The following is a 23,318-nucleotide window of genomic DNA, read 5'->3' on the forward strand; positions in this document are numbered from 1 at the left end:
AGTATTGCAAAATACATTTCCATTTCGAGTTCAATTTTATTAGGATATATTACATTTGGACTAATATATATGGGGTTCGAGAATAAAAAAGGATATATAGAGTCTTCTGTTCTAAAAATGACTAAGTCTGAATTAATTATTGAATTTTGTTTTGTGGTTTGGAATTGTATAATAATTGTCTTGGCTCTTTATTGGTTAAAAAAATTGTATAAATACTTTTCGAATAAAAAATAAATGGATTCCCTCACTCATATTGTTTTAGGAGCTGCTATTGGAGATGTGATACTAGGCAAGCAAATCGGAAGAAAAGCAATGCTCGTAGGAGCCTTTGCAAAGACAATACCTGACTTTGATATCTTTTATACAGGTCTCGATGATCCCTTTAAATATATGTGCCATCATAGAGGTCATACGCACTCATTGCTCTGGGAGACCCTTTATGCTTTTCCGATAGCCTATATTTTCTATCGAATATTCTCTAAAAAAGTGAGTTTTAAGCGCTGGGCTTGGTTATTTCTTGCCTGTCTTTGGGGTCATTCACTACTAGACGTCTGCACCAATTTCGGTACACAATTATTTCTACCAGTGACCAATCATCTATTTAGTTCCAATAATTTAGCTATTGTAGATGTATTTTTTACCTTACCAATGCTATTATTGCTAATTATAGCCATATTCATGAGGAATCAATCAAAAGCTAGAATGAAATTTTCTGCAAGTGTTTTGGTTTACTGTTTTATTTATCTAATCTATACTTTTGGGAATAAAGTATATGCGAATCACTTATTTCAAAAATCTCTGAAAGATAATAAAATCCATTATTCGCAATCGATGACCAATCCTACTATTTTAAATAATTTTCTATGGTATAGTGTTGCTAGCAGTGATTCTATACTTTACATATCTGAAAATTCTTTGGTGTTTCCAAAGGAAAAAATAGAATGGTTGCGGTTTCCAAGGAACAAACATTTGCTGGAAAACCACTCTGATGATAAAAACAGAAATGCACTCATTTGGTTTAGCCAAGGTTATGATTTGTCTCAACAAAATGGAGATACCTTGAATGTACACTGTGCCAAATTTGGTCGAACGAATATGACATTACAAGATATGAAAGGAACATTTGGATTCTACTATAGACTGCATAAAACGAATGGAAGACCTACAATGACTATGTTTGAACCAGCACTCAATAAAAATGAGTTTAAAGAGGGAGTTTTAGATATGTATGCTAGAATACTAGGTGAGAGATGATTTTTAATATCAAAAAGAAATAATTCTTCAATTCATAACTTGGACTCCTATTTTTGTACCATGAAAAAGGTCACTATAAAACCCCAAAGAGAGGCTAGTTTACAAAGATTTCACCCTTGGATTTTTTCAGGCTCCATACACTCCATAGAGAAGGGTACAAAAAATGGAGATGTGGTATCTCTCATAAATGTAAAAGGAGAAAAACTTGCAGTGGGTCATTATTTCGACGGTTCGATAGCTGTTCGTATTTTGAGTTTTGATGGAAACTTGAGTATCGAGGCTATTTTGAAAATGAAGATAGAACTAGCCTATAATTATCGTAAAAAAATTGGCTTTTTAGATAACCCTCAAACCAATATTTATAGGCTAATTCACGCGGAAGGGGACGGACTGCCTGGACTAATTATTGACGTATATGGTTCTACAGCCGTTATTCAATGTCATACCCTAGGTATGTATCAGCATTTATCATTATTAGTTGAAATTTTGACTCATATTTATGGAGAAGAATTGAACATTTTTGATAAGTCGAGTGACCTCATAATCGAAGCGCAGGAAAAAAATTATTTAAAAGGAAGTTATAAAAAAGAAGCTTGGCTAGAGAATGGATATCAGTTTGATATTGACTGGGAGAAAGGTCAGAAAACCGGGTTTTTCATCGATCAACGCAATAATAGAGCAGCATTGCAGAAATATTGTAATGGAAAAAAAGTCATGAATCTTTTTAGCTATAGTGGAGGATTCTCCATCTATGCCCGAGGTGCTGGAGCAGAAAAAGTAGTATCGGTTGACGCTTCTGCCAGTGCCAATGAAATTTGTAAACGAAATTTTAAACTCAACTTTCAATCCGAGCATGAGGCGATTACAGCGGATGCTCTTGATTTTATGAAAGAGATGAGCAATGAGTTTGATGTCATAGTGCTAGATCCTCCAGCGTTTGCCAAGCATTTATCTGCAAAACATAAGGCCATTCAAGCGTATAAAAGAATTAATTATCAGGCCATTCGACATATTCAGAAGGGTGGAATCTTATTTACATTTTCATGTTCTCAGGTAATCGATGCCATGACATTTCGTGATACCGTAGTAGCCGCTGGAATAGAAGCAGGTAGGACGATTCGAATCGTTCAACAATTATCCCAGCCTGAAGATCATCCTATCAATCTATTTCATCCAGAGAGTAATTATTTAAAGGGACTAGTACTTTATATTGAGTAAGTATAGAGCAAAAAGTATATATTGCTAAAATAAACTTTTATATATTGCCAAAATAAACTTTTGTATATTTGCAGTATAAATTATCGGTATGATATTAGGTTCAGAAATTGAAGTTTCGTATAAGGAACAAGCGTCTCAATTAGTCGTACAAAGCCATTGGATAGATCGCAATTATTTGAAAAACATAGATTTAAAATCTGAGCATATTCAGATAGTTAGTGGTGTGAGGAGATCTGGTAAAAGCACTTTATTGTCCTTATTGAAAAGAGAATACTCTGCGAAAATAGCGAGTTTTAATTTTGAAGATTCGAGAATTTATGGTTTTGAAGTGAGTGATTTTAGCAAATTAGATAAAGTCATTGGAGCAGATGTCGATGTTTATTTTTTTGATGAAATACAAAATGTACCTCAATGGGAGATATTCATTCGTCAATTGCATGATAGGGGTAAAAGGATATTTATAACAGGATCGAATGCCTCTCTTTTGAGCAAGGAATTAGGAACCAGATTGACAGGGCGATATATTTCTCATGAGTTGTTTCCATTTAACTATTCTGAATTCTTAGTCTTTAAAAAGAAAAAAGACTCGAAGTCATCGATTGAATCATATTTAATAATGGGTGGATTTCCGGAGTATTTGAAATCAAAAAATATTGAAACTCTTCAGTATTTACTGCGCGATATACTCTATAGAGATATTGCCATACGCTATAGTATCAAAAATACCAAAACTTTATTCGATATAGCGCTCTACCTCATGTCTAATGTAGGTAAAGAGTTTAGCTACAATAGCCTTAAAAAGGCATTTGATGTTGGATCTGCGAATACTATTTCTGACTATCTTCACTGGATGGAGGAGAGTTATTTGTTTTTCTATATTTCAAAATTTAGTTATTCTGCAAAGAACTCTTCGGTCAATCCTCGGAAAGTATATGGGATTGATACTGGAATGATTCAGGCAAATTCTCTTAGTTATACCAAGGATAAGGGGCGATTATTAGAGAATTTAGTATTTCTGCATTTGCGTCAAAATCAGCTCGAAATATTTTATTTTAAAGAAAAAAAAGAATGTGATTTTGTCGTATTTAAAAGTAAAAAAATTGTGCATGCCATTCAAGTTTGTGAGGAAGTCAATATGGACAATTATCAGAGAGAAACAGAAGGACTGCTCGAAGCCTTAATGTTTTTTAAATTGCAAAAAGGAATTATTGTGACAAAAAGCCAGCGCGATACTTTAAAGATAGGTAAGTTGACCTTGGAGCTCATTCCAGTGAATGAGTTTATATTAGATAAGAAATTATTGGTCTTAAAGAAAATTTAGTATAACTGATTAAAATTAGTATTTAACTTCTATTCAAAAAAAATATGCCTCAACCCCTCGTATCCCCATCCTTAGAAAAGGATGATAAAGCCTTTCAAGAATTAATAGCGTTTTTTAATCAAACTCTGGGCTTTTGTCCCAATAGCGTCAAGACCATGTATCACCGACCAGCTATAGCCTATGCTTTTATAGAGCTTAATAAGGCAGTTATGGAAAATAAAGGTCGTGTAACGAGTGCCCTCAAGCGGTTGATAGGCTATATGAGCAGTCATGTGGCTGGCTGTCGATATTGTCAGGCGCATACCATACGCGCTGCAGAGCGCTATGGGGCAGAGAAGGAGCAGCTAAAAAATATCTGGGAATTTCGAACTCATCCTGCATTTTCAGAAGCAGAAAGAGTTGCCTTAGAATTCGCGATAGCTAGTTCGAGTATACCGAATGCGGTGGATGCTCAGATTTCAGATAATCTCAGAAAATATTGGAATGATGGTGAAATAGTAGAAATACTAGGTGTTATAGCCTTATTTGGCTACCTCAATAGATGGAATGATTCGATGGGCACATCGATAGAAGATGGTGCAGTGGAGTCAGGAGATAAATATTTGAAAGATAGGGGCTGGTCGGCAGGGAAACATAGATGATCTCCTTGTTTACTTATTGTAACCAGCTATGTAACCTATTTTTTTAACACAATGCTAATTCAGATATGTGTGATCATTCATCTAAATTTCTGCCACTCTTTTAATCCATTTTGGCTGTTCTGGAGCTTGATATGAATTCATTTTTTCTATTAATTCCGTCACATTAGTAGCTAATAATATCATATCTTTATGTATAGTTTTCAATAATTGACAATCTTCCATTTTCTGTATCATAGCTAGAAGTGGATCGAAGAATCCATCCGTATTGATAATACCAATGGGTTTGGTATGCAGTCCTAGTTGAGACCATGTTAAGATTTCAAATAGTTCATCTAGCGTGCCGAATCCACCCGGAATAGCTATAAAAGCATCCGCCATTTCTTCCATGAGCGCCTTGCGTTCATGCATAGATTTCGTTTGAATCGTTTCGGTAAGTCCTTCGTGAATAATTTCTTTAGCACTCAGAAAACCAGGTATTATACCGACTACGTGACCATTATTGAATAGACAGGCATTGGCTAATTCGCCCATAAGGCCGACACGGGCACCACCATAAATCATTTTTATCTTGTTATTTGCTAGGTAACTTCCTAGTTCTTGCGCAGCCTTTGTAAAATGTGGGTTGTTTCCCTGGCTAGAACCACAAAATATAGCAATTGAATTAATTTTCCGCATAGACAAATGAAATTATAATCAAAACTAATCAATTTTTCTAAATTTGTCTTATGCAAACGCATGAGTACTTTATGAATCGATGCTTCGAACTTGCTCAAATGGGCAAGGGAAGGGTAGGAGCCAACCCAATGGTTGGGGCTGTTTTGGTGCATAATGACCAGATTTTATCTGAAGGCTACCATGCCTACTATGGTGGACCACATGCAGAGTTGATTTGTTTAGATAAAATTGAAAACAGAGTATTGTTGGCAGAGTCAACTCTTTATATTTCCTTGGAACCTTGTAATTTTTTTGGTAAAACTCCACCATGTACAGAGCTTATTTTAAAAAGTGGCGTGCCGAGGGTTGTCATTGGCTCGGTAGACTTTAATCCTAAAGTGAGGAGCCAAGGAATAGATTATCTGCGATCTCAAGAAATAGAGGTTATTAATCTCAATTGGGAAGAAAGACAAAAAGTGCTTAACATAAGATTTTTTATTAATCAAAGTCAAAATCAACCTTATTTTGTAGGCAAATTGGCATTAAGTAATGATAACTTTATTGGGGAAATTGGGAAAAAGACTAAAATCACTTCTCTTGAAATAGATGCACTTGGTCATAAGTTGCGGGCTGAGGTAGATGCCATAATTGTAGGTAATAAGACCTGGAACAATGACAAACCTAGTTTAACCACTCGATATTATTATTCAGAAAATCAACCAGATATTATTATTTTGCGAAATGGGGGAGATGAGACTCAAAAATCGAATGATGGGCGACATGTTCATTTTATTTCCTCAACATCTGCAGACGATCTGAAACAAAAAATATACGAATTAGGATACAAAAATGTTTTGGTAGAAGGTGGGGCAGAGGTATTTCGATATTTCATGAATAATTCCTTATTTCACGAAGTTCATACCTTTCAAAATCATGAACTTGAGTTGAAATCAGGTGTTTTAGCGCCAGCAGTTGACCTTCGGAAATACCATATTATAGATCAAAAGAACTACTTTAATCATCAACTAAACCACTATTTTCGAAATGATTTACCTCATTCTTAGTATTCTATTTTCATCTAGTTTGTTGATATTCTTTAAATTATTTGAGAAATACGAGGTAAATGCTGTAATGGCTATAGCCATCAACTACCTAGTAGCCACTATCGTTGGATTGTTTTTTATTGAAAATCCCATAAGATTGGTTACCAGTGATTTGAATTGGATACTAATCTCGATAGGTTTGGGAGTCATGTTTTCAATAGTATTTAATTTATGTCGTGCTACAACCCAGCATATTGGGGTAGGAATAACCAGTGTTGCCATGAAACTAGGAGTTGTGTTTCCAGTTTTAATTGGTATAGTTGCCTATAATGAAGATTTTCAATGCATTAACTATATTGGACTCACTTTAGGTTTTATTTCAATTATATTTTTAAATAAAATCGACAAAAGCATTGATAATAAGATAGATAGGCTTATTCTATTTTTACCGATTTTGGTTTGGATAGGGTCTGGTTTTTGTGATAGTGCGGTTCAACTCATAGAGAAAAAATTTCCTATTCCTGCTTCCAACGGAATGTTCTCATTTACAGCATTTTTAGCGGCTGCTATTTCAAGTCTTAGTTTTGTTATTTTTAAAAGAATGCAATGGGACATGAAAAGTATAATAGGTGGGATAGGTCTCGGAATTCCGAACTATTTTTCCATCTATTTTCTTGTCAAAGCTCTACAAGAAATGAAAAATGACTATCATATGGATAGTTCGTCTCTTTTTATGATAAATAATTTAGCTATTGTGGTATTAAGTGTTGCTATTGGCTTGTTTCTTTTCAAGGAAAAACTGAACAAATACAAGATTTTCGGACTGATTTTAGCTTTATTAGCACTTTATTTAATTAATTTTAAAATTTAGATAACCAGATATTTATGATTAAGCTACGTCCAATTTTAGAATCGGACCTTGATAGAATCGTTCAACTTTGTCAGGATCCTGAAATAAGTCAAATGACTCTCAATGTGCCTTATCCATATAACATGGAGCATGCTCGTTTTTTTTATGATCGTATTGTACAAGGAGGCAAATCACATACCTTAGGTATTCATTTATCAGATAATTTTGATTTAATTGGTGTAATTGGTGCTAATTTCAACCCAACCAAGTCCTGGGCAGCAGAAATTGGATACTGGATGGGAAAAGAATATAGAAATAAAGGTTATATGACGGAAGCCTTAAAGCAAATAATTCAAATTTGTTTTCAAGAATTAAAACTTGTGCGCGTATGCGCCTGTCACGATCCCATAAACCCAGCTTCGGGAAAAGTGATGCTCAATGCCGGAATGGAACTAGAAGGAATATTTAAATCCTACGTTATGAAAGACTCCGTTTATAGAGATTCTATCTATTATTCCATTATAAATCCGAATATTTAGAATTGTCTTATAATTTACAGTATGTTATTTTGTGAATTAAAATTCACATTCACTAACGGTTAATTTAAATTTGTATAATGAAGGATAATCATATGCAATCATGTAATTTAAATCTATTGCAATATAACCATTTTCAATTGAATTTGAAAAAAACAATTTATTTGTGTCTGTTTTTACAATAGGTATGGCACTCACTGAATTTTCTCCTATTTGTTGAATTTTTGCTTTATTATTATTTACCCAAATAATGTAAGATGAAGTAGTATATTTTTGGGCTATAATAGATTCAACAAAGTGTCTATTTGAAGAAGCTAAAAAAGAAGAAGCCATATTTGATATAACTTTATTAGATTCTTTTTTTATTTCTTCATATTCGGAAGTAAGTATATATTTTTTGCAATTTTGAGCATTTAAATTAAATGCAGCTAATAAAAAAAAGCCTAAAATTTTTGCGTGCATGGTATTAAATTTTAGGCAAAGTTAATTAATTTAATTAACTTGTCAAGTATTTTTTTTGCAAACCACTAAATAATTTTGGTTTGCTTGATATCCTACTACAACAGAAGCAGTTTTTATAAAATCTTGATTATCGAATAAATCCCAATTCATAAAGAAAAAATCCTTATACCTTTCGTATTGCGGAAATATTTCCGTAGGGAAGCCAGGTTGATCCTTTATGTATTCGTTAACTAAATCTTTTGTTTGATCTACAGGAATAATTGAAGGAAGTGGGACCAATCCTTGAGGATTGATAAAACTAGAGGTAATTTTTAAATTACCTTGAGAATCAGTTGCAAATACTCTAAATTCGAAATTACTGCTCATATTAGTATCCAAAATATTTTTTTTGCAATGGTTTAAGCATATCTATTTCTCTGCTATCCTCAGGACGTGCAAGAGTTTTTCTTATATCTGTTTTGAGAACCCGATTTGTTTGGTCATAGTAGTACTCATTTAAAAGATTTAGTAATTTTTCGTTTGGTATTTCATTGAGGGCATTAACTATTATAATTTCGTCGCTATTGTGCCATGTATCGGTAATCTTTTGTGATTGAATCATATCAAAAACACGCTTGACAAGCTTAATTTCGCTTGAAGTTACTTTATATGCGCTCGCGTCAATATCGTCGCTTAGATTTTCAGCTGGTTTTTTTGCTATAGATAACAAAGAGAAAATTATATCCTTGAATATCAAGAATATAATTACTAAAAATATAAGTCCTTTGTATTTAGAAAGAAATTGCATTTTTTATAGTTTTATAATTTAATGCTGCTACTATTCCTAAAGGAATCAGCCAATTTGCAGAGATTATAGAATTGTCTTTAGTAGGCAATAAATGGTCAGCTTTTAAAAATTCTAATAGTGTAGATAGCTTTTTGGCTGGTTGTGGAGTTCCACCAAAAATGTGATACTCTTTACCATTATAATTGTAATATGAAGTATCATTTTGAAAAGGTAAAGAAGCCCATTCTCTAGAGCATTTTTTAATGGCTTCAATCCAATTTCCGTTTAATACGTCGTTTTCTGCACCTCGTAATTTTATAAGATATAATGCAGCAGAATCCTGAGAACTAGGTGAAAAATCTTTTAGTCCAAGTGCTTTAACGCACATTTCCCATGTGCCTTTAACAATTTGATAAGCACCTTGAGCGGTAATATCTTTACCATTAAATGGTACGGCTGGAGCTCTTTTAAGAAAGTTCGTTATATGCGGTTCGGTATAGTTAAAACGAACAGCATAGGGTAAAACTCCTTGTTTTACCCTTAAGTCCGTTCCTTCGGCGAACATTATTAATCTCAAAAACTTAGACTGGTTTTTAGTCACAACTTACTTTTTTTCTTTACGCAAAAAGTTTAAGAATTTTGGAAGTTTCTCGGTGTCCAACATGGTGTCTATGAAACCATTAGAACGAGCTTTTAAGGTAATAAAAACTCCTAAAACGCATAGAATTAGGATTATCCATGAAAATAATTTAGATTTGAACATATGATTTAATTTTTAGTTAATGATTTTTTGTGATTTCTTTATACTTTATAATTCTGTCGAATAGTAATACTACAGTTGATACAACAAAATAGCCGACCATGGCATAAAATTTAATATCTTCTTGTGCAGTAGAATTAGCTATTAATTGCGTTGTGGCAACACCACCAACAGTATAACCACCTGTAAATAGAGTATCTCGCATTGAATCAAGATTAAACATTTTCTTGGTTTATGGGTTGATCAAATGGAGTTTCTATTGGTGTTTCCATTTCTTGCAATTTCTGCAACAAATAGGTGAGAGCAGCTATAGTTATAGTGCGAACTAATTGATTTTTAAAATATTTTTCTAATCCGAACATAATAAATTATTTTAGTAACGTCTACGACGTGATGATTTACGCATTTCTTTTCCAATAGTTCTGCCTAAAGTTTTTGCCATGTTATATGCAGTCTTTTTGGCTGCTCTTCTTTTTGCTACAGCTTTATTATGATTAGATAAGTCTTTTTTTTCGGAATCCGAAAGTTTATCATAGACAGCCTTAGGCAATTTGACTATTCCTTTTCCAAAGTTAATTTTTTTAGAATCTCCTAGTAATTGTTCTAACATGATTATGAATTTAATTTGTTAATGAATTTTTTATATAAGTAATAAGCTAGCAAGTTACCAATAATTAATATTATTACGAGCTTCCAATTTTTCTTTAACAAGTCAGTGAATAAAGAAAAAATTCTAGATAAAAAGCTAGGTTTTTTTAATTCCGTAGCTTGTAGGTCTAAATATTCTATTTCATTGGTTATTACAGCTGCACTCACTTTATTATGAATTTTTTTAATGCAAAAACTAAACCAAGAATAAAGACAGGAAGCCAATATTTTTGGTTTTGGTTAACTGCTTCTGTTTTTACTGCGCTAAGAGCACCACGAATTGCAGAATCTAATACGGTGTTTCCAGAAGTACCACCGCCAGCAACAATCTTTACAATATCTAATCTATCTCGTAAGAATTTAGCAACTAAATCCTCAGTAGTTTTTTCAAGTTGGTCTAAAACAGGGTTTTCTCCCATTTTTAGATTAACAGATTCAACAGGCTTTGCCTTGATTAAATCATTTTGGACCATGTCAGATTTTTTTATTTCAACAGGTCCTGTAGGAACTTGTTTCAAAATGTCGATTTGTCGCTGAGACATTCCGCCCATTGGATCACCAAATGAAACAATATCTTTAAATAAAGAATTTAAAACGGCCATTATTTTTTAATTATGAAGAATGAAATGATTCCAACAATGACCCACATAAACATGTTGTTTGATTCTGTGGTTTGTTTGGTATTAGTCGTATTCGTTCCTGTATAACCAGAACTTGGTACGCCTGTTTGGTTACCTGTATAACCTACGGTAGTAGTTATAGGTTTGTTATTGACACTTATATCAATATCTTCTTTTGCAGGGTCGGTTGTTGGTTTAAAAGAGATATTTGAAGGATTTTTATAAGCTGGTGTTAAAGATACCTTAACGCTGCTTATTCTGTCGTTCCAATAGGGCCAATCTTGATACAAGTTTACAAAATTTAGTGTGCCTTTCCTAGTTCCATAACTGCCTTGCATTGTGCCTCCTGTAATAGAATCTTTTAAGCCTCCGAAATTGGGGTGTTCAAAAAATTCTACTTTAACGCCTGTATCAACTTCTATTGAGCTAATGGTGTCATGCCAATTTGTACCATGGATAAAAAAATCGCTTAGATTAGTTGGCTCGGTGAACACTATAGCACCTCCATTTTTTTCGGGGTGATTGTAAAGAATGGCTATAGGATATTTACCTTTGCCAATTATTACATTGTTTCTATCCTGTAGTACATGATCTCTCCTTGCTATGTCAGCAGCAGAATCACCACCGAAAAGGTCACCTATTAAACCTACTCCGACTTTAGCAAGACCTAGACCTACTCCTATAATACTCATATTGTATTTATTTAGATTTGTTTAAACAAATTGTTCTTCAATAATTGAGTAGTAGAATTGAGTGTCCTCGGCATGCTTCAATTTGATCATTGTTAGCATGGAACTTCTAGACCAGCCTGTCAAATCAATGGCAATAGAGCCTGAATAATTTGAACATAAGTGGTTTTTTGCAACAACTCCTATAGATTGAGTAGAATTATTTAGAAAATCTAGCTCTCTAGCTATTAAGGTGTTAGTGACTCCGTTTGAAAAATTCAGGTCAATTTCTCTTAAAGAGTCCAAAATAACATACTTCTGTCCAATATATTTAATTGGGGTAAATTGTCCGGCGTGAGCGGTATCTCTATAAAGACAATTCAAAGACAATGAGCGGTCGGCAGTTGTAGAAATTGCGTATAGTTGGCATTTAACATCTGCGTTGTTTGAAGTTATTGAAACATTCAACCAACCTTTATTGGAAAATGGAACTTGTCCTGTAGAAATGAGATAAGGTACAGTGATAATAACCTTATCATTTTCTGTAGCTTTGAGTAAAATAGGAAGATTTGCAGTTTGTGCAGCTAGGGCAATTTCATGCAAAGTAAGATTTGAAATAAGATTTTTTGACTTAATTAGTGGTGTATCCAAAGAAACCTCTACTTTTTTGAGAACGTTCTCTATAATAGGGGAAAATTCAGAATCTTCTTTGCGAAGTAAATTATTTACTTCGTCTAAGTCATTGCCTTGTCCATAGCTTAAATTAGATTCTACCTCAAAAAAAAGTAAATTGCAAGGCTCTGTAATTTTTTCGTTTCTTAATTGTAACACGTTGGTTACTTGGTGCGCTATAATTGACATGTGATTTAATTTTTTAATTACAACGCAAAAATATAAAGCCTAGGAATGAGTGAAATATCTTATTCGCTTTTTTTCGCTCATTAGCTTAGGGATAAGGCTTGTACCGTTTTGCTCGTTTAATTTATGCATTAATTCCATTAAAAAGTCGTGTATTTCTATGATTTTCTGCCTTTTAGTCTTTCTAATTTCATTGATTTTTAAGGTTATGTCTCTTTCGTCATGTTTTAAAGGCTTAATTTTTTTTGATTTGAAATAAAAAGAGGGTACAATTTCAACAAATTTTCGCTCAAGATAGTACCAATTATATGGATGCCATTGAACAACTGCATTTGCAAAGTATTGATAGTTGTAATTATCCAAAATTTCATTGTCCAGATATTGGTAAATATAGTAGGTGTAAATTTGTTTTTCAAATCTATAGTTTGCTTCCTTGGTCCATTTATGTTTTTCGATTTTAAAGTTTTGGTTAAATATAAATTCTATAGGTTTTTCATTGTCAGTTCGAGGTAAATAAAGGAATTTCAAATCTTCATTTATTATTTGAAAATATAGAAGTTTGCAATAGTTTAGAAAGTCTGGTGAAAGTAAATGGTTTGAAATTTCTATAATTTCACCTGTATCTTTTGAGTAGGTATTTCTTTCCGAGTTAAAAGGTTTTCTATGGTAAATAGTGTTGCCTTGCAAATCTGTTTCAGTGAATTGGACGTATTCAGTAGAATTATTTAGAAAATATTGCTTGAGTTTGTCTTTGGTTAGACGTATTTCAAAGCGATAGACTTTTTCAAACAATATTTTATTTATTTCAAAATATTCCAGGATATAGTCCTTGTTTTTTTTGATTTTCAGTTCCTGCATTTTTTCGTAGAAAGAAAACCTAAGTCCTGTAGATTCAGAGCCAATTGCATAACTTTCAAAACCTTCCGTTTCGTAATTGTAGACATAAGAATTAAACTTGCGACCGACGCCTTTATGATATTGAAATTGGAATCCATATTTATTAGTATAAATTCCTTCTAAGACTTGTTTTAGTTCTATAAAGTTATCACCGCATATATCAATCCTTGAAAGCTTGTAAGATTGAATATTCAAATGAGCTAAAATTAATCTGATATAGTTTCTTAAACCTTTGTTATAAAACCAAAAGTTATTCATTTTTACGCGGCAATGATTTTGAGAAAATGCCGCGTTTCCGTTGTGCTCCACTTCAATATCTGCAAGCTTGACAGAATCAAACTCAATTGAGTAGATACGGCGAAAATGTTTTGAGTTTCCTTTGGTTTCTACAAAAACCAACTTGGTTTGTTCGACTAGTTCGGTTCTTGGATTGAAAACAGTTCTAGTGGTTTCAAATGTACCTGTAGTATTATAAAATGGTGATTTTTCCCAATCATAAAGACAGGAAAATGAGAGCCAGTCAATATTGACGAGCAACCTTGAAGGGTAAACCTCAATTCTATCTTCGAACTCTTGATAATTTATAAATGTCATTTAGTTAATTTTAGCTGTTTTTTGGCATTCCGTTTGCCGAAAAAATGTCCCCCCTTTGGAATTAGGGGACTGCGGTATTACTTAACCGCAGTCTAAGCGATTAAATCGTGCAATTCCTTTTTTAAATTTCTGTAATACTCTAATTCTCTAGGAGTTATGTTAGAGATTCGAAGCAGACGTATATATTTGTCATTAACTAATTTTAAGAGTGTTTTTATCCTATGTTTTTTAGTAATATAACAAACTTTGTTAGAAGATTTTTTTAGTTGTTTTTCTTCTTTATCGGTGTCTAGAATGTAATTTAGTATAACGCTCATAATACAAGATTTTTGAGTTTTTGTAACTTATATTGATTGTATATGTGTTCTAGAGTAGTAGAAGTCATGAAGATTGATTTTATTTTTTTAGTTTAACATGTTGTATCACAATAATGTTAGTTTTATTTTCATAGTTAGAGGACTAGGCTAGTCAAAAAAAGGGTTCCCCGCTCGCCTAGTCCTCTTTATTCGGGTCTATCTGATTAATAGAATAAATTTTTTAAACATTGTCTACAAAATTTGAGTGATAAATAGAGTCAACTAAGCCAATAGGAGTTTTAGAACGGTTAGAAGTTGACATGTTTTGGAAAACAGTTTTTGAAACGTTAGGTAGGTCATAAGTACCTGGATTGATATTTTTGAAGTCACCCCATAAACCAGTAGGTTTAGGAGTAGGAAAACCGTACTCACCTAAATTAATAGACTGTTTAGGCGGACCTATATAATTTCTAATTCTTGAGTGAAAAGGATTCTCAATAATGAAAACCTTTGGATTGTAAAGGTACTTCATTCTAAAACATAGATCTAAAGTTGAAAGACCATAATCGAGGTCAAACTCACCCGGTCGAGTACGGGCTCTAGAGAAATAGGTACAAGGCGGATAACATATAAGACCGTCTAACTTTAAATCCGGTACATAAGGAAATGTAATTAAATTATCACCGCACAGCTTAGAATCATTTTGAATAACTAAATAACCCTTATCTCTAAAATAATTTGAGGTAACGCCAGAAGCGTCGAATAAAACCATTAGAATTTTCATTTGTTTATAGTAAAATATGATTGAGAATAAGTGGATTGAAATTCTAGTAGAGTAATTTTTTTAAGGTTTAAAATAGAAACTCCGTTTATTTTACGGTCAACTAAGCCTTGTTGGTAACTAAATGTCATTGAGGTGCCCAAAAGGGTGACTGTAAAACCTTGACTCAAATAGGAAGCAGCTTGAATTGCTGATAAAACTACTAAAGTTTGATTATTCTTTTTTTCTTTATTTTTAGATAAAAAAGCAAAGACAGAAGGAATAATTTGTGTAACAAAATCTAAAATGGTTTTTAACATGATTATTTATTTTTAGGGGTTAAAAGTTGGGTTTATTAATTGGTCTGAAATTGTAATGCAATACATATAGTCTAAAACCTCAATAGAGACATTATTTTTAGCTGGTATGGTTATTTGTTTACCATTTATTTTTAATTCCCATGAGGAAGGAATTTTAAATGAATTTTCGCTTATTTGGTTGTCTTTTGCGAAAAGTAAAATGGACTTAAGATAATTCCATTTTCTATAATACATTCTAGGAGATTCGTATGACATAGTTTAATTTGTGGGGATATCGAAATTTTCAGATAAAAACATGATAAAATTTTCGATCTTGGTAATGGTTGTTTCTAGATTTTCCCATTTTATTTGATAAATAAATAAATCACCTTTTTGAATAAAAATCAAAGTCAAATAATCAGTCTTATAAGTAAAAGTTAGAGAGCGAAAAGAAAACCACGTTTGAGTACGAGAACATGGAATCTTAAATCCTTGAGAACGGAAATATTTTCTAATTAATTTTAGTCTGGAATGCATAGAATAATCTTAATTTTTAAAATAAATTGTTCATTAATATTTATAAGTTCCTTAGGAACTTGACCTTCCTTTAATTGAAATTCAATAAGATTAACTAGATTTCTTTGATATTGTTCTTGTTCAGAGTATTCGTAAATATTTGGAAAATCGATTTCAAGCTGCTTACTTAACATATAAATGAAATTTGTCTTATAATTTACATTATGTTAAGTTGAACTGAACCGCTATAGTCTAGGCTCATTATATTTAATCGAATTTAATTCTTAACTTTGCGAATAATGATATTCTTCTACATTTAAAACATTAATATGAATATTAAATTGAACTTGTTAGGATTTATCCTACTCACTCTATTCGGTTGTGAAGTTAAAGCCTCAGATACTGCACCGGACACGGTGACTACGGGTATTTATGTTACCAGTATTCATAATATAGACTTTCGTCTTCAGGAGTATGATATTCATTTTTGGGTTTGGTTTAGGTATAAGAACAGAGAATTAAATTTTCCCGCCAATATTGAAATACCTACAGCAAAAAATGCTAATAGATTGTATCTGTATATAGATACATCTAATAAAGATCAAACCTATGTTCTAATGAAATATGAATGCAAAATGAATGATATATGGAAAGTGGATAACTATCCATTTGATAACCAGACTTTAAGATTTAGAATCGAAAATTCACAATTTGACAATAAGGCTATGATTTATAAGATAGATCAAACAGGTTCAAAATTTGATTTAGAGGGCTATAAACGCGGTAGATTAATCAGCGAGTGGAAAATTGATAGCTTTGATGTCAATGTATTCAATAAGTCTTATTTTACCAGTTTTGGCGCAGATACGATACAGTCTCCAGAACAAATTTTCCATGCTTATAGAGTCATGATTAATATCTCAAGACCAGTATTTGGTCTTTTTTTAAAGACCTTTCTCGGCATGTATATTGCTTTTCTTATGGCTTTTGTATGTTTTTTCATTCATTCGAATGGTATTGATACTCGTTTTGGTATCAGTGTAGGTTCACTATTCGCAGTAATTGGAAATAAATATATAATTGACTCTCACCTACCAGATTCCAATGTATTTTCCTTAGTCGATAGCTTACACGGATTGACTTTAGCTGTCATTTTTATTGTTGTAGCCTCTACAGCCTATTGTCTTATGTTGATAAATAAAGAAAAGTATGCAACAGTTAAGCGTTTCGATATGATAATGGCCTGGTTAGTAGGTTTAACCTATTTAATAGCAAACATTATTTTAATTTATAAGGCTAACATAATAGTTCCAGTTAAATGATCATATTTAATTGTAACAAAATAGATAGATATTCAAAGAACTCGCAATCAGAAGCCAAATAAAATAAGGCATTATCCATACCGACCAGAGTTTGGTAGAAGGCAAAAATCGAAACAAAAAATAACCTACAAGAATAGTTAATGCTATGATGACAAGCAAACCTATACCTATTTTTTGAAAATAGAAAAATATGGGATTCCAACTGACATTTAAAATCCATTGAAAGCTATACAACAATATGAGTTCTCGTTTAATTTGGTCATGAGACCATAATCTCGTCATGTAAATACTAAAACATAGCATAATACTGGTCCAAGCGAATCCAAATACCCAGCCTGGAGGTGTCCAAGGAGCTTTGTTTAAGCTATAATACCAATCTGAGTTTACGCCACTCCCTGTGAAATAACTTCCAAGTGCTAAAGCACCGAAATTGAGAATAAGAAAAATGAAAAAACGAAGTATCATACAACAAATCTAAGTCTAAATTTTTAAACCTTATTATGAGTTTTCAGCAGCTTTTGCATATAATCTTCAATAATCACGATACTCTCCTCTACCCCATTTTCATGTTTCATTTTCTCACCTATTTTTCGTGCATTCGATTGAAAGGGTTCTTTTTCTAGTGTTTCAATGCCTCGAAGGACTTTCTCAAAACTTAATTTATTAAATGGAATATGTAGACCCAGACCTGTCTTTTCAATCAAATCTCCATTATTAGGCTGATCAGCGAGTATGGATGCAATTATCATAGGTATCTGACCATGCAATACTGCGCCAATAGTGCCAATACCTCCATGTATGATAGCTAGTTTGCATTTGGGCATGAGCCACTCATGATTTATGCGATCTAGTTCGAACAAATTTTTGTGCTGGATATTCAGAAACGGCTTGGTCCAGCCACGACAGTAAATAATGCGGTATTGGGTTTCTTCAAGCAATCGCACAATTACAGCTTTCAATAAATCCGGATAAGGCACAGGAATACTTCCAAAACCTATATAGATGGGCTTCTTCCCTTCTTCGAGCCAATCTTGCAGCGCTTGGGGTATTTCTTCATTTTTCATAGAGCTCCGCAATGTCGAAGGAAGATTTAAAAATCCCGTGACCACAGAGTTAGAAGGCCAGTCTGGAGGCTGATGGAGTAATTGACTACTCATAGGATGAATAATCAATCGATTGTGAAGTAGAAATTCATGTCGAACTTGAGACAGAGACCATTTAGGCAAATGAAGTAAGCGCGCAGATTGATTCACCTCCCGCAGAAGAAACACTAGACAAGCAGCATAGGAAAATATGGTATAAGAAAGTTTATTGATCCAACCTATATTCTGAAAGCCAAAACCTACCACCGGAAATTCTTTTGTAATCGAATATGGCATGCTAAAATTGAGAATGGCATAGGGTATGTTTCTTTCTTCAGCTATCGGTAAAATATTGGGTAAGACAAGCCCACTCACTATCATAAAGTCAAATTTATCGGCGGCATCTGCTATGACAGAAATTGTTTTTGCTAGATACTTATCTGAATGTTTGCGGAGTAGTAGCGCAAAGGTCAATAAATTACCTTTACGAGTGACATTCATGACTTCGTCATCATAGACTTCTTTTTCCATATCGAGATCAAGAGGAATAAAGTCGATTCCATAATCTTTGATGAGTGGTTCAAAGTTTTTAAAGGTCACTATACTTACCAGATGTCCACGATTCTTAAGCCTTATTGCTAATGCTATAAAGGGTTGAATATCTCCTCTGGAGCCTTTTGTGATTAAACCAAATCTTTTGGGGTTCAATTAATAGTTAAAATTGGATTTATTGTTTGCAAAAGTATAGGATAGCTAAGTATTTTAATAGTTAATTAATAATTCTCGAACTAATTCTGTTTGGAATTCTTCGCCCTTCAATATCTTACGACCTTGCATCGAATCATTCTCGCTCATTGTTTATCTGGCATCAAGGTGCAAGCAATTTGATAGTTAGGGATTTCATAACAGTGCTTCATGAGCACGAGTTATAAACTAGCGCTAGCAAAGGAAACCTTAATTGCAGCTATTTTAAATAAATTTCGTCTCTAACATAAGTGTTGTTAAGCCAAAAACAATGCTTTGTATATTCTTTTGCATTTGTCAATTTGTCTTTTGTCGGCAAAGAATAGGTGTCTGCTGCGTTTATTGCGTGTGGTCTAACGTGTGAAACCGAATTAAATGTCTTGTTTGGAAAATTTGTATATCGAGTTTTACCTTTAACTTCCCTAACAATATTTCCTTTGGAAACAAGGTCTTTCGTTTTAGCCCAAACTTTCTCTGCTTCCAAAATGGCCGCATAAGGCATATTCCAAAACTTCACTTTTCTCAAAACTAATTGCTCATTTTCAAATTGGAAAAATACAAACAAAAATTTATGCTCTAAAATGTCTTTAAAATTTGAATCGTCCCACTCTTCATTTACTATTTCTTCGTATTTGAAATTTGGAAACGAAATATCTTCTTTTGGTAAATTGTTTTCTTTTAGTCTTACGGTTTTTACAATAATTTCAGCTTTTTCAAACTCCTCAATTTCTTTGTCAAGTTCAATTCCTAAAATTGCTTTTGTAAGATTCGCATAGAAGCTCTTTGCGGTTGTATTTAATTCAATTCCAATTGATTTAAGTATTTGCTCAATTGTCTTACCGTAATAAGGTTTGAATTTAGAAATTACGATCTCTTCAATGGTCTGCTTTTTTGCAACTGCTACTGATGGAATTAATTTGCCATAAACACCAGTTGCGTCATTTGCAATAGATGCAATGATATGATTTACATAACCTTGTTTTAGTGAGTAAGCTCTTTGTTTGGCTGGAATTTCGCTAAAAGGTTGTTTTCTAACTGATGCAGCGTTTGCACCTTTTGTACAAGCACCTAAATAAAAAGTATCTCCTTCTGAAAGTTCGTGTGCTTTTCCGTCAGCAATTTTTTGTTTAATGAGTTCCCAATCCTTTTTTATTATTTCTAAGTCTGTGCTTGGGAAATTCCATTCATCAACAAGTTTTATTAAATAGTCAAGTATGTCATAACCCGCTTGATGTAAATAGAAAATCAAAAGAATATTTGCGTTCTTTTTCCAAAAATCACTGTCTTCAAATTGTTGGTTTACAACTTCAAGGTAATTGATAATGTTTAAGACCAATCTTTCTTTTGAACGATACTCATTGTTCTTCAACTGCATTAAAGGAGAAGATTTGAGTTCCATACCAATTTCAAAGAAATCTGCTTCTGATTTGGAATTTGGATCATAACCAAAATAAAACTTCTCAAGTATCTGTCCGAAGTTTCCCTTACCCGTATAGTTGTGCAATAATACTTCGGGGTCGCAAATCTCTCTTAAAGTTTTTCCTTTAAGCAGTTTAGCGTAATCAATTACTGATTTTTTATCTTTCGGATTATATTGTCTTTTCTTATCCATTTACTTCAGCTATAATTTCAAAATCCAACAAGTTAGTTTGTGCGTTAAATGTATAACTAACTAGTTTAACATCATTCCATGTTGCAGAAACAGAAGGACGAACTCCATAAATAAATTTCCTCTCAACAATATTTTCAAATTCTGTTAAAGCATCATCTGTAAATTCAAATCCTACAAGGAATGCCTTTATCATTCCATAGTCGCCAAACGCATATTCATTTTTTACCCAATCTACGTATTTCATTAATTGCAATACATCTTGTGCGTTAACTGTGTTTCTTTTGATTTCAACTACCAAGTAATTACTTAATGTTGGTTTTTGATTCTCAATGTAGCGATAACCAAAAATATCCATTTTATCAATGTAATCAATTGGCTTGAATGGTGATGCAATAACCTGATGAGTCAAGTAATCCCAATTACCGAAAATATTAGTAGTTTGTGGATGATTTATTGTGAGTTGGAAAATTATTGCAGCTTCAAGTGCCATTTCGTGTTTTAAACTTCCGTTTTCATTTACGATTGTGTTTAAAAATGGTGCAATTGACAATGAATATAGGTTGTTAGTCCCTGTTCTTTCATTGATTAAATTGTGAAACTCTTGAAAATTTGTGTCGAAAGTGTTTTCGTTGCTTGGATTATCAATAGCTTCAATATTTCTTCTAAGCAGTATATTTTTGAAAGCTTGATTTTCTTCATCTGAAAACTTAATAAAACTTAATTTCCAAAATGCTCTTAGTATTTTAAAGCTATTTGGTGAAGAAGAAAGTATTTCATCCATATCAATTCCATTTCTAAAAAAAACGGGATATGGAGTAAATGTGCAAATGAAACGCATATTAATACTTTCAAAACCAATGTCTAATAACAATTGATTTTGAATTTCATCATAGTTTTGAACTGTAGGCAAATTTGCATTTGGATAATTTAAAAACTTACAATCTCCATTTATATTTGTCAATGTGCCAATGCCATAAATTTTCCTATCAATGAAAAAATATACATTATCGCCTTCTCTCATAGAACAATAATCGGCAAAAGTTCCCTCGTGATGAATACGCCAAACATTATTCGGAGCCGATAATTTAGTTGAATAAATTCCCATATTGATTGAATCAATCAGGGATGCTTCACTATCTAAACTGAAAAGGAATCCTGCCATTCTTTAGTTGCTTGTTTAATTTTGTCTGTTAATGATGTACCAATTTTTTCGATTACCCCAACTACTAATGCATTGCCCATAAAAAAAGCTCTTTTGGTATCTGATATTCCTTCAAGTTTAGTATGGTCGTCTGGAAACATATTTAAACGTTCAAGTTCAACAGGAGAAAGTCTTCTGTAACCTTTAGGAGTTTGTATGACGTGTTTAAATCTTGATGGAGATTTTCCTCCTTCACCGGTTATTATTGTTCTTGATGGTTTGTCTAAAGAATCTGGAAAAATCATTCCACCTTCACTATAATGATAGTCAAAGCCTTGTGCGTTTTTTCGCATTTCCTTTTTTGGACCTTTTAAATAAATCCATTTATCAAGTTCGTTTTTGTCAATAAAAAACTCAGATGTGACTTCTCCGTTTTGGATAAGGTCTTTCAAAATCGTGAAATTTCCATCATAGTTTGGATATGTTTTTAGAGTTGTAACAAATCCATTTATCATTAAACCTGTGTTTTCAAAAAGTCCTGTTGTTCCATTTTTATTGAAGTTTTCAGAAATTGAAACAATATCGTCTTTCAATTCAAATTCAGTTGGACACAAAGAGTTTTCAGAACTTACTGGAAATGCTTCGGCTAAAGTTCCTTCCTCTAAAATCCATTCAGTAGGATTAACTTCTTTTATACTTTCATAAATATTAGTTCCTTGTAAATATGCTAAGATGAAAACTCTTCTTCGTCTTTGGGGCATACCAAAGTCTGCTGCATTTATAATTCTCCATTCGACAGCATAGCCAAGTTCATTTAAACTTTGTAAGATAATAGCAAAGTCTCGTCCTCGTTGTCCAGATGGCGAAATGAGAAGTCTATCAACGTTTTCAAGAAATAAATATTTTGGTTTATTCTTTTTCTCTGAAATTATTTTGTGAATGCTCCACCACAAAACACCTTTCTTTCCGATAAGTCCTTTTGAGTTTTTTAAGGTTGTTGCAACTGAATAGTCTTGACAAGGAAAGCCACCAACCAATAAATCGTGGTCAGGAATTCTTGAAACATCAACTTGAGCAATGTCTTCATTAGAATGTCCGTTTTTTCCAAAACGATTTTCATAAACCAAAGAAGCGTGTTGCGTTTTTGTCGATGGTTCCCATTGGTTGCTCCAAACCACTTTGTAAGGTGACTTTAGAGGTTTTTTATATCCTGTTGATGCTGATTTCCCATTCCATCCTTCAAGTCCAAGACGAAAGCCCCCTACGCCTGCAAATAATTCTATGACTTTAATTTCATTTTCCATTGTGAACAGTTTTTAGGTATTTCACTTTTTCCTCAGCAACCTTTAAGATACCTAAATCTGCTTCCTCGTCAAGAATTTTGTAAGCGATAACATCACTTAAAAAATCATTCTGCAATTCTTTTTCGTCAACTTTAAAAAAGTCAGCAACTTGCTTGATAATTTGCTTTGTTGGCAGTCTCTCGTTACGTTCAATCTTAGCAAGAAGTGAAGTATCAATAGTAATTTGCTCTGAAACAAATTTCAAAGTCAAGCTCGCTTCCTCTCTCAAATGTCTAAGATGTTCTCCAAATGATTTTGTCTTCTTAATTGTTGCCATATTGGTCAAATAATGTCCAAAAATATTTATTTAAAAATTAATGGACAAAAAAAGTCCAAAAAAGTTTTCAACAATATATGGGTGAGGGGATAATCCTGGGTGTATCAGACAAAATTAAATGCGCTGCTGTGGGTCG

29 protein-coding genes are annotated in these 23,318 nt (G+C 32.8%); 8 read left to right on the forward strand and 21 right to left on the reverse strand.

What is annotated here, in order from left to right; all coding sequences use genetic code 11:
- Positions 1-234: 234 nt before the first annotated feature.
- From JNL75_11095 to JNL75_11110, 4 genes are all read left to right on the forward strand, one after another.
- Positions 235-1,254, forward strand: coding sequence for a metal-dependent hydrolase (locus JNL75_11095; protein ID MBL7790364.1), 1,020 nt, complete (start codon positions 235-237; stop codon positions 1,252-1,254).
- A 60-nt stretch (positions 1,255-1,314) separates the two neighbouring features.
- Positions 1,315-2,472: a class I SAM-dependent rRNA methyltransferase gene (locus JNL75_11100; protein ID MBL7790365.1), complete on the forward strand. Its 1,158-nt coding sequence runs from the start codon at positions 1,315-1,317 to the stop codon at positions 2,470-2,472.
- An 88-nt stretch (positions 2,473-2,560) separates the two neighbouring features.
- Positions 2,561-3,793, forward strand: coding sequence for an ATP-binding protein (locus JNL75_11105; GenBank protein ID MBL7790366.1), 1,233 nt, complete (start codon positions 2,561-2,563; stop codon positions 3,791-3,793).
- A 44-nt stretch (positions 3,794-3,837) separates the two neighbouring features.
- Positions 3,838-4,434: a carboxymuconolactone decarboxylase family protein gene (locus JNL75_11110; GenBank protein MBL7790367.1), complete on the forward strand. Its 597-nt coding sequence runs from the start codon at positions 3,838-3,840 to the stop codon at positions 4,432-4,434.
- 81 nt (positions 4,435-4,515) lie between these two features.
- Here JNL75_11110 and JNL75_11115 read toward each other — a convergent pair whose 3' ends face one another.
- Positions 4,516-5,109 carry a TIGR00730 family Rossman fold protein gene (locus JNL75_11115; protein MBL7790368.1) on the reverse strand — a complete coding sequence of 198 codons (594 nt, stop codon included), beginning with the start codon at positions 5,107-5,109 and terminating at the stop codon, positions 4,516-4,518.
- Positions 5,110-5,159: 50 nt separating this feature from the next.
- Here JNL75_11115 and ribD point away from each other — a divergent pair, with 50 nt between their 5' ends.
- Genes ribD through JNL75_11130 form a run of 3 tightly spaced genes read left to right on the forward strand, consistent with a single transcriptional unit; the run spans position 5,160 to position 7,520 of the window.
- A complete protein-coding gene (gene ribD / locus JNL75_11120; GenBank protein MBL7790369.1) occupies positions 5,160-6,152 on the forward strand; it encodes a bifunctional diaminohydroxyphosphoribosylaminopyrimidine deaminase/5-amino-6-(5-phosphoribosylamino)uracil reductase RibD in 993 nt (330 codons plus the stop codon).
- Positions 6,133-7,002, forward strand: coding sequence for a hypothetical protein (locus JNL75_11125; GenBank protein ID MBL7790370.1), 870 nt, complete (start codon positions 6,133-6,135; stop codon positions 7,000-7,002). The genes ribD and JNL75_11125 overlap by 20 nt, the downstream gene beginning before the upstream one ends.
- Positions 7,003-7,016: 14 nt before the next feature.
- Positions 7,017-7,520, forward strand: coding sequence for a GNAT family N-acetyltransferase (locus JNL75_11130; protein ID MBL7790371.1), 504 nt, complete (start codon positions 7,017-7,019; stop codon positions 7,518-7,520).
- A gap of 36 nt (positions 7,521-7,556) precedes the next feature.
- On the opposite strand, the gene JNL75_11135 is transcribed toward JNL75_11130, so the two are convergent.
- From JNL75_11135 to JNL75_11200, 14 genes are all read right to left on the reverse strand, one after another.
- Positions 7,557-7,979 carry a hypothetical protein gene (locus JNL75_11135; GenBank protein MBL7790372.1) on the reverse strand — a complete coding sequence of 141 codons (423 nt, stop codon included), beginning with the start codon at positions 7,977-7,979 and terminating at the stop codon, positions 7,557-7,559.
- Positions 7,980-8,021: 42 nt separating this feature from the next.
- A complete protein-coding gene (locus JNL75_11140; GenBank protein MBL7790373.1) occupies positions 8,022-8,357 on the reverse strand; it encodes a hypothetical protein in 336 nt (111 codons plus the stop codon).
- Entirely contained in the window at positions 8,347-8,766 is a 420-nt protein-coding gene (locus JNL75_11145) for a hypothetical protein (protein MBL7790374.1), read from the reverse strand. The genes JNL75_11140 and JNL75_11145 overlap by 11 nt, the downstream gene beginning before the upstream one ends.
- Positions 8,750-9,322 (reverse strand): hypothetical protein, encoded by a 573-nt coding sequence (locus JNL75_11150; GenBank protein ID MBL7790375.1) that lies wholly within the window; start codon positions 9,320-9,322, stop codon positions 8,750-8,752. Before JNL75_11150 ends, JNL75_11145 begins: the two co-directional genes overlap by 17 nt.
- 202 nt (positions 9,323-9,524) lie before the next feature.
- Positions 9,525-9,710, reverse strand: a complete 186-nt coding sequence (locus JNL75_11155) for a hypothetical protein (protein ID MBL7790376.1) — start codon at positions 9,708-9,710, stop codon at positions 9,525-9,527.
- Between the two features lie 10 nt (positions 9,711-9,720).
- Positions 9,721-9,867, reverse strand: coding sequence for a hypothetical protein (locus JNL75_11160; GenBank protein ID MBL7790377.1), 147 nt, complete (start codon positions 9,865-9,867; stop codon positions 9,721-9,723).
- A gap of 11 nt (positions 9,868-9,878) precedes the next feature.
- Positions 9,879-10,115, reverse strand: a complete 237-nt coding sequence (locus JNL75_11165; GenBank protein MBL7790378.1) for a hypothetical protein — start codon at positions 10,113-10,115, stop codon at positions 9,879-9,881.
- Positions 10,116-10,317: 202 nt separating this feature from the next.
- Positions 10,318-10,755 carry a hypothetical protein gene (locus JNL75_11170; protein MBL7790379.1) on the reverse strand — a complete coding sequence of 146 codons (438 nt, stop codon included), beginning with the start codon at positions 10,753-10,755 and terminating at the stop codon, positions 10,318-10,320.
- The gene (locus JNL75_11175) at positions 10,755-11,465 is read right to left on the reverse strand and encodes a hypothetical protein (GenBank protein ID MBL7790380.1); all 711 of its coding nucleotides are present in this window, start codon (positions 11,463-11,465) and stop codon (positions 10,755-10,757) included. The genes JNL75_11170 and JNL75_11175 overlap by 1 nt, the downstream gene beginning before the upstream one ends.
- A 21-nt stretch (positions 11,466-11,486) precedes the next feature.
- Positions 11,487-12,302: a hypothetical protein gene (locus JNL75_11180; protein MBL7790381.1), complete on the reverse strand. Its 816-nt coding sequence runs from the start codon at positions 12,300-12,302 to the stop codon at positions 11,487-11,489.
- A 39-nt stretch (positions 12,303-12,341) separates the two neighbouring features.
- Positions 12,342-13,790 (reverse strand): hypothetical protein, encoded by a 1,449-nt coding sequence (locus JNL75_11185; GenBank protein ID MBL7790382.1) that lies wholly within the window; start codon positions 13,788-13,790, stop codon positions 12,342-12,344.
- A gap of 537 nt (positions 13,791-14,327) precedes the next feature.
- Entirely contained in the window at positions 14,328-14,870 is a 543-nt protein-coding gene (locus JNL75_11190) for a DNA cytosine methyltransferase (GenBank protein MBL7790383.1), read from the reverse strand.
- Positions 14,867-15,166 carry a hypothetical protein gene (locus tag JNL75_11195; protein MBL7790384.1) on the reverse strand — a complete coding sequence of 100 codons (300 nt, stop codon included), beginning with the start codon at positions 15,164-15,166 and terminating at the stop codon, positions 14,867-14,869. Before JNL75_11195 ends, JNL75_11190 begins: the two co-directional genes overlap by 4 nt.
- A 12-nt stretch (positions 15,167-15,178) precedes the next feature.
- Complete coding sequence (locus tag JNL75_11200; GenBank protein MBL7790385.1) at positions 15,179-15,421, reverse strand: hypothetical protein; 243 nt, start codon at positions 15,419-15,421, stop codon at positions 15,179-15,181.
- Positions 15,422-15,990: 569 nt separating this feature from the next.
- Between JNL75_11200 and JNL75_11205 the strand changes: the two genes are divergently transcribed.
- Entirely contained in the window at positions 15,991-16,983 is a 993-nt protein-coding gene (locus JNL75_11205) for a hypothetical protein (protein MBL7790386.1), read from the forward strand.
- A 6-nt stretch (positions 16,984-16,989) separates the two neighbouring features.
- On the opposite strand, the gene JNL75_11210 is transcribed toward JNL75_11205, so the two are convergent.
- The 6 genes from JNL75_11210 to JNL75_11235 form a co-directional block, all read right to left on the reverse strand.
- Positions 16,990-17,448: a tryptophan-rich sensory protein gene (locus JNL75_11210; protein ID MBL7790387.1), complete on the reverse strand. Its 459-nt coding sequence runs from the start codon at positions 17,446-17,448 to the stop codon at positions 16,990-16,992.
- A 23-nt stretch (positions 17,449-17,471) separates the two neighbouring features.
- Positions 17,472-18,773 carry a glycosyltransferase family 1 protein gene (locus JNL75_11215; protein MBL7790388.1) on the reverse strand — a complete coding sequence of 434 codons (1,302 nt, stop codon included), beginning with the start codon at positions 18,771-18,773 and terminating at the stop codon, positions 17,472-17,474.
- Between the two features lie 256 nt (positions 18,774-19,029).
- Entirely contained in the window at positions 19,030-20,421 is a 1,392-nt protein-coding gene (locus tag JNL75_11220; GenBank protein MBL7790389.1) for a hypothetical protein, read from the reverse strand.
- Positions 20,414-21,583, reverse strand: a complete 1,170-nt coding sequence (locus JNL75_11225; protein MBL7790390.1) for a hypothetical protein — start codon at positions 21,581-21,583, stop codon at positions 20,414-20,416. The genes JNL75_11220 and JNL75_11225 overlap by 8 nt, the downstream gene beginning before the upstream one ends.
- Complete coding sequence (gene dcm, locus JNL75_11230) at positions 21,559-22,866, reverse strand: DNA (cytosine-5-)-methyltransferase (GenBank protein ID MBL7790391.1); 1,308 nt, start codon at positions 22,864-22,866, stop codon at positions 21,559-21,561. The genes JNL75_11225 and dcm overlap by 25 nt, the downstream gene beginning before the upstream one ends.
- Entirely contained in the window at positions 22,856-23,182 is a 327-nt protein-coding gene (locus JNL75_11235) for a helix-turn-helix domain-containing protein (protein ID MBL7790392.1), read from the reverse strand. Before JNL75_11235 ends, dcm begins: the two co-directional genes overlap by 11 nt.
- Between the last annotated feature and the right edge of the window lie 136 nt (positions 23,183-23,318).

Source organism: Chitinophagales bacterium, from assembly GCA_016787225.1.
Classification (GTDB): domain Bacteria; phylum Bacteroidota; class Bacteroidia; order Chitinophagales; family JADJOU01; genus CHPMRC01.

What these genes read in the sequence shown, in the direction of transcription:
- JNL75_11110 (MBL7790367.1), top strand. Translation starts at nt 3,838, where the DNA reads ATGCCTCAACCCCTCGTATCCCCATCCTTAGAAAAGGATGATAAAGCC.
- JNL75_11205 (MBL7790386.1), top strand. Translation starts at nt 15,991, where the DNA reads ATGAATATTAAATTGAACTTGTTAGGATTTATCCTACTCACTCTATTC.
- JNL75_11190 (MBL7790383.1), bottom strand. Translation starts at nt 14,870, where the DNA reads ATGAAAATTCTAATGGTTTTATTCGACGCTTCTGGCGTTACCTCAAAT.
- JNL75_11170 (MBL7790379.1), bottom strand. Translation starts at nt 10,755, where the DNA reads ATGGCCGTTTTAAATTCTTTATTTAAAGATATTGTTTCATTTGGTGAT.
- JNL75_11175 (MBL7790380.1), bottom strand. Translation starts at nt 11,465, where the DNA reads ATGAGTATTATAGGAGTAGGTCTAGGTCTTGCTAAAGTCGGAGTAGGT.
- JNL75_11200 (MBL7790385.1), bottom strand. Translation starts at nt 15,421, where the DNA reads ATGTCATACGAATCTCCTAGAATGTATTATAGAAAATGGAATTATCTT.
- JNL75_11125 (MBL7790370.1), top strand. Translation starts at nt 6,133, where the DNA reads ATGATTTACCTCATTCTTAGTATTCTATTTTCATCTAGTTTGTTGATA.
- JNL75_11135 (MBL7790372.1), bottom strand. Translation starts at nt 7,979, where the DNA reads ATGCACGCAAAAATTTTAGGCTTTTTTTTATTAGCTGCATTTAATTTA.
- JNL75_11210 (MBL7790387.1), bottom strand. Translation starts at nt 17,448, where the DNA reads ATGATACTTCGTTTTTTCATTTTTCTTATTCTCAATTTCGGTGCTTTA.
- JNL75_11220 (MBL7790389.1), bottom strand. Translation starts at nt 20,421, where the DNA reads ATGGATAAGAAAAGACAATATAATCCGAAAGATAAAAAATCAGTAATT.
- JNL75_11235 (MBL7790392.1), bottom strand. Translation starts at nt 23,182, where the DNA reads ATGGCAACAATTAAGAAGACAAAATCATTTGGAGAACATCTTAGACAT.
- JNL75_11165 (MBL7790378.1), bottom strand. Translation starts at nt 10,115, where the DNA reads ATGTTAGAACAATTACTAGGAGATTCTAAAAAAATTAACTTTGGAAAA.
- JNL75_11180 (MBL7790381.1), bottom strand. Translation starts at nt 12,302, where the DNA reads ATGTCAATTATAGCGCACCAAGTAACCAACGTGTTACAATTAAGAAAC.
- dcm (MBL7790391.1), bottom strand. Translation starts at nt 22,866, where the DNA reads ATGGAAAATGAAATTAAAGTCATAGAATTATTTGCAGGCGTAGGGGGC.
- JNL75_11195 (MBL7790384.1), bottom strand. Translation starts at nt 15,166, where the DNA reads ATGTTAAAAACCATTTTAGATTTTGTTACACAAATTATTCCTTCTGTC.
- JNL75_11185 (MBL7790382.1), bottom strand. Translation starts at nt 13,790, where the DNA reads ATGACATTTATAAATTATCAAGAGTTCGAAGATAGAATTGAGGTTTAC.
- JNL75_11160 (MBL7790377.1), bottom strand. Translation starts at nt 9,867, where the DNA reads ATGTTCGGATTAGAAAAATATTTTAAAAATCAATTAGTTCGCACTATA.
- JNL75_11095 (MBL7790364.1), top strand. Translation starts at nt 235, where the DNA reads ATGGATTCCCTCACTCATATTGTTTTAGGAGCTGCTATTGGAGATGTG.
- JNL75_11130 (MBL7790371.1), top strand. Translation starts at nt 7,017, where the DNA reads ATGATTAAGCTACGTCCAATTTTAGAATCGGACCTTGATAGAATCGTT.
- JNL75_11155 (MBL7790376.1), bottom strand. Translation starts at nt 9,710, where the DNA reads ATGCGAGATACTCTATTTACAGGTGGTTATACTGTTGGTGGTGTTGCC.
- JNL75_11105 (MBL7790366.1), top strand. Translation starts at nt 2,561, where the DNA reads ATGATATTAGGTTCAGAAATTGAAGTTTCGTATAAGGAACAAGCGTCT.
- JNL75_11115 (MBL7790368.1), bottom strand. Translation starts at nt 5,109, where the DNA reads ATGCGGAAAATTAATTCAATTGCTATATTTTGTGGTTCTAGCCAGGGA.
- JNL75_11225 (MBL7790390.1), bottom strand. Translation starts at nt 21,583, where the DNA reads ATGGCAGGATTCCTTTTCAGTTTAGATAGTGAAGCATCCCTGATTGAT.
- JNL75_11145 (MBL7790374.1), bottom strand. Translation starts at nt 8,766, where the DNA reads ATGCAATTTCTTTCTAAATACAAAGGACTTATATTTTTAGTAATTATA.
- JNL75_11100 (MBL7790365.1), top strand. Translation starts at nt 1,315, where the DNA reads ATGAAAAAGGTCACTATAAAACCCCAAAGAGAGGCTAGTTTACAAAGA.
- ribD (MBL7790369.1), top strand. Translation starts at nt 5,160, where the DNA reads ATGCAAACGCATGAGTACTTTATGAATCGATGCTTCGAACTTGCTCAA.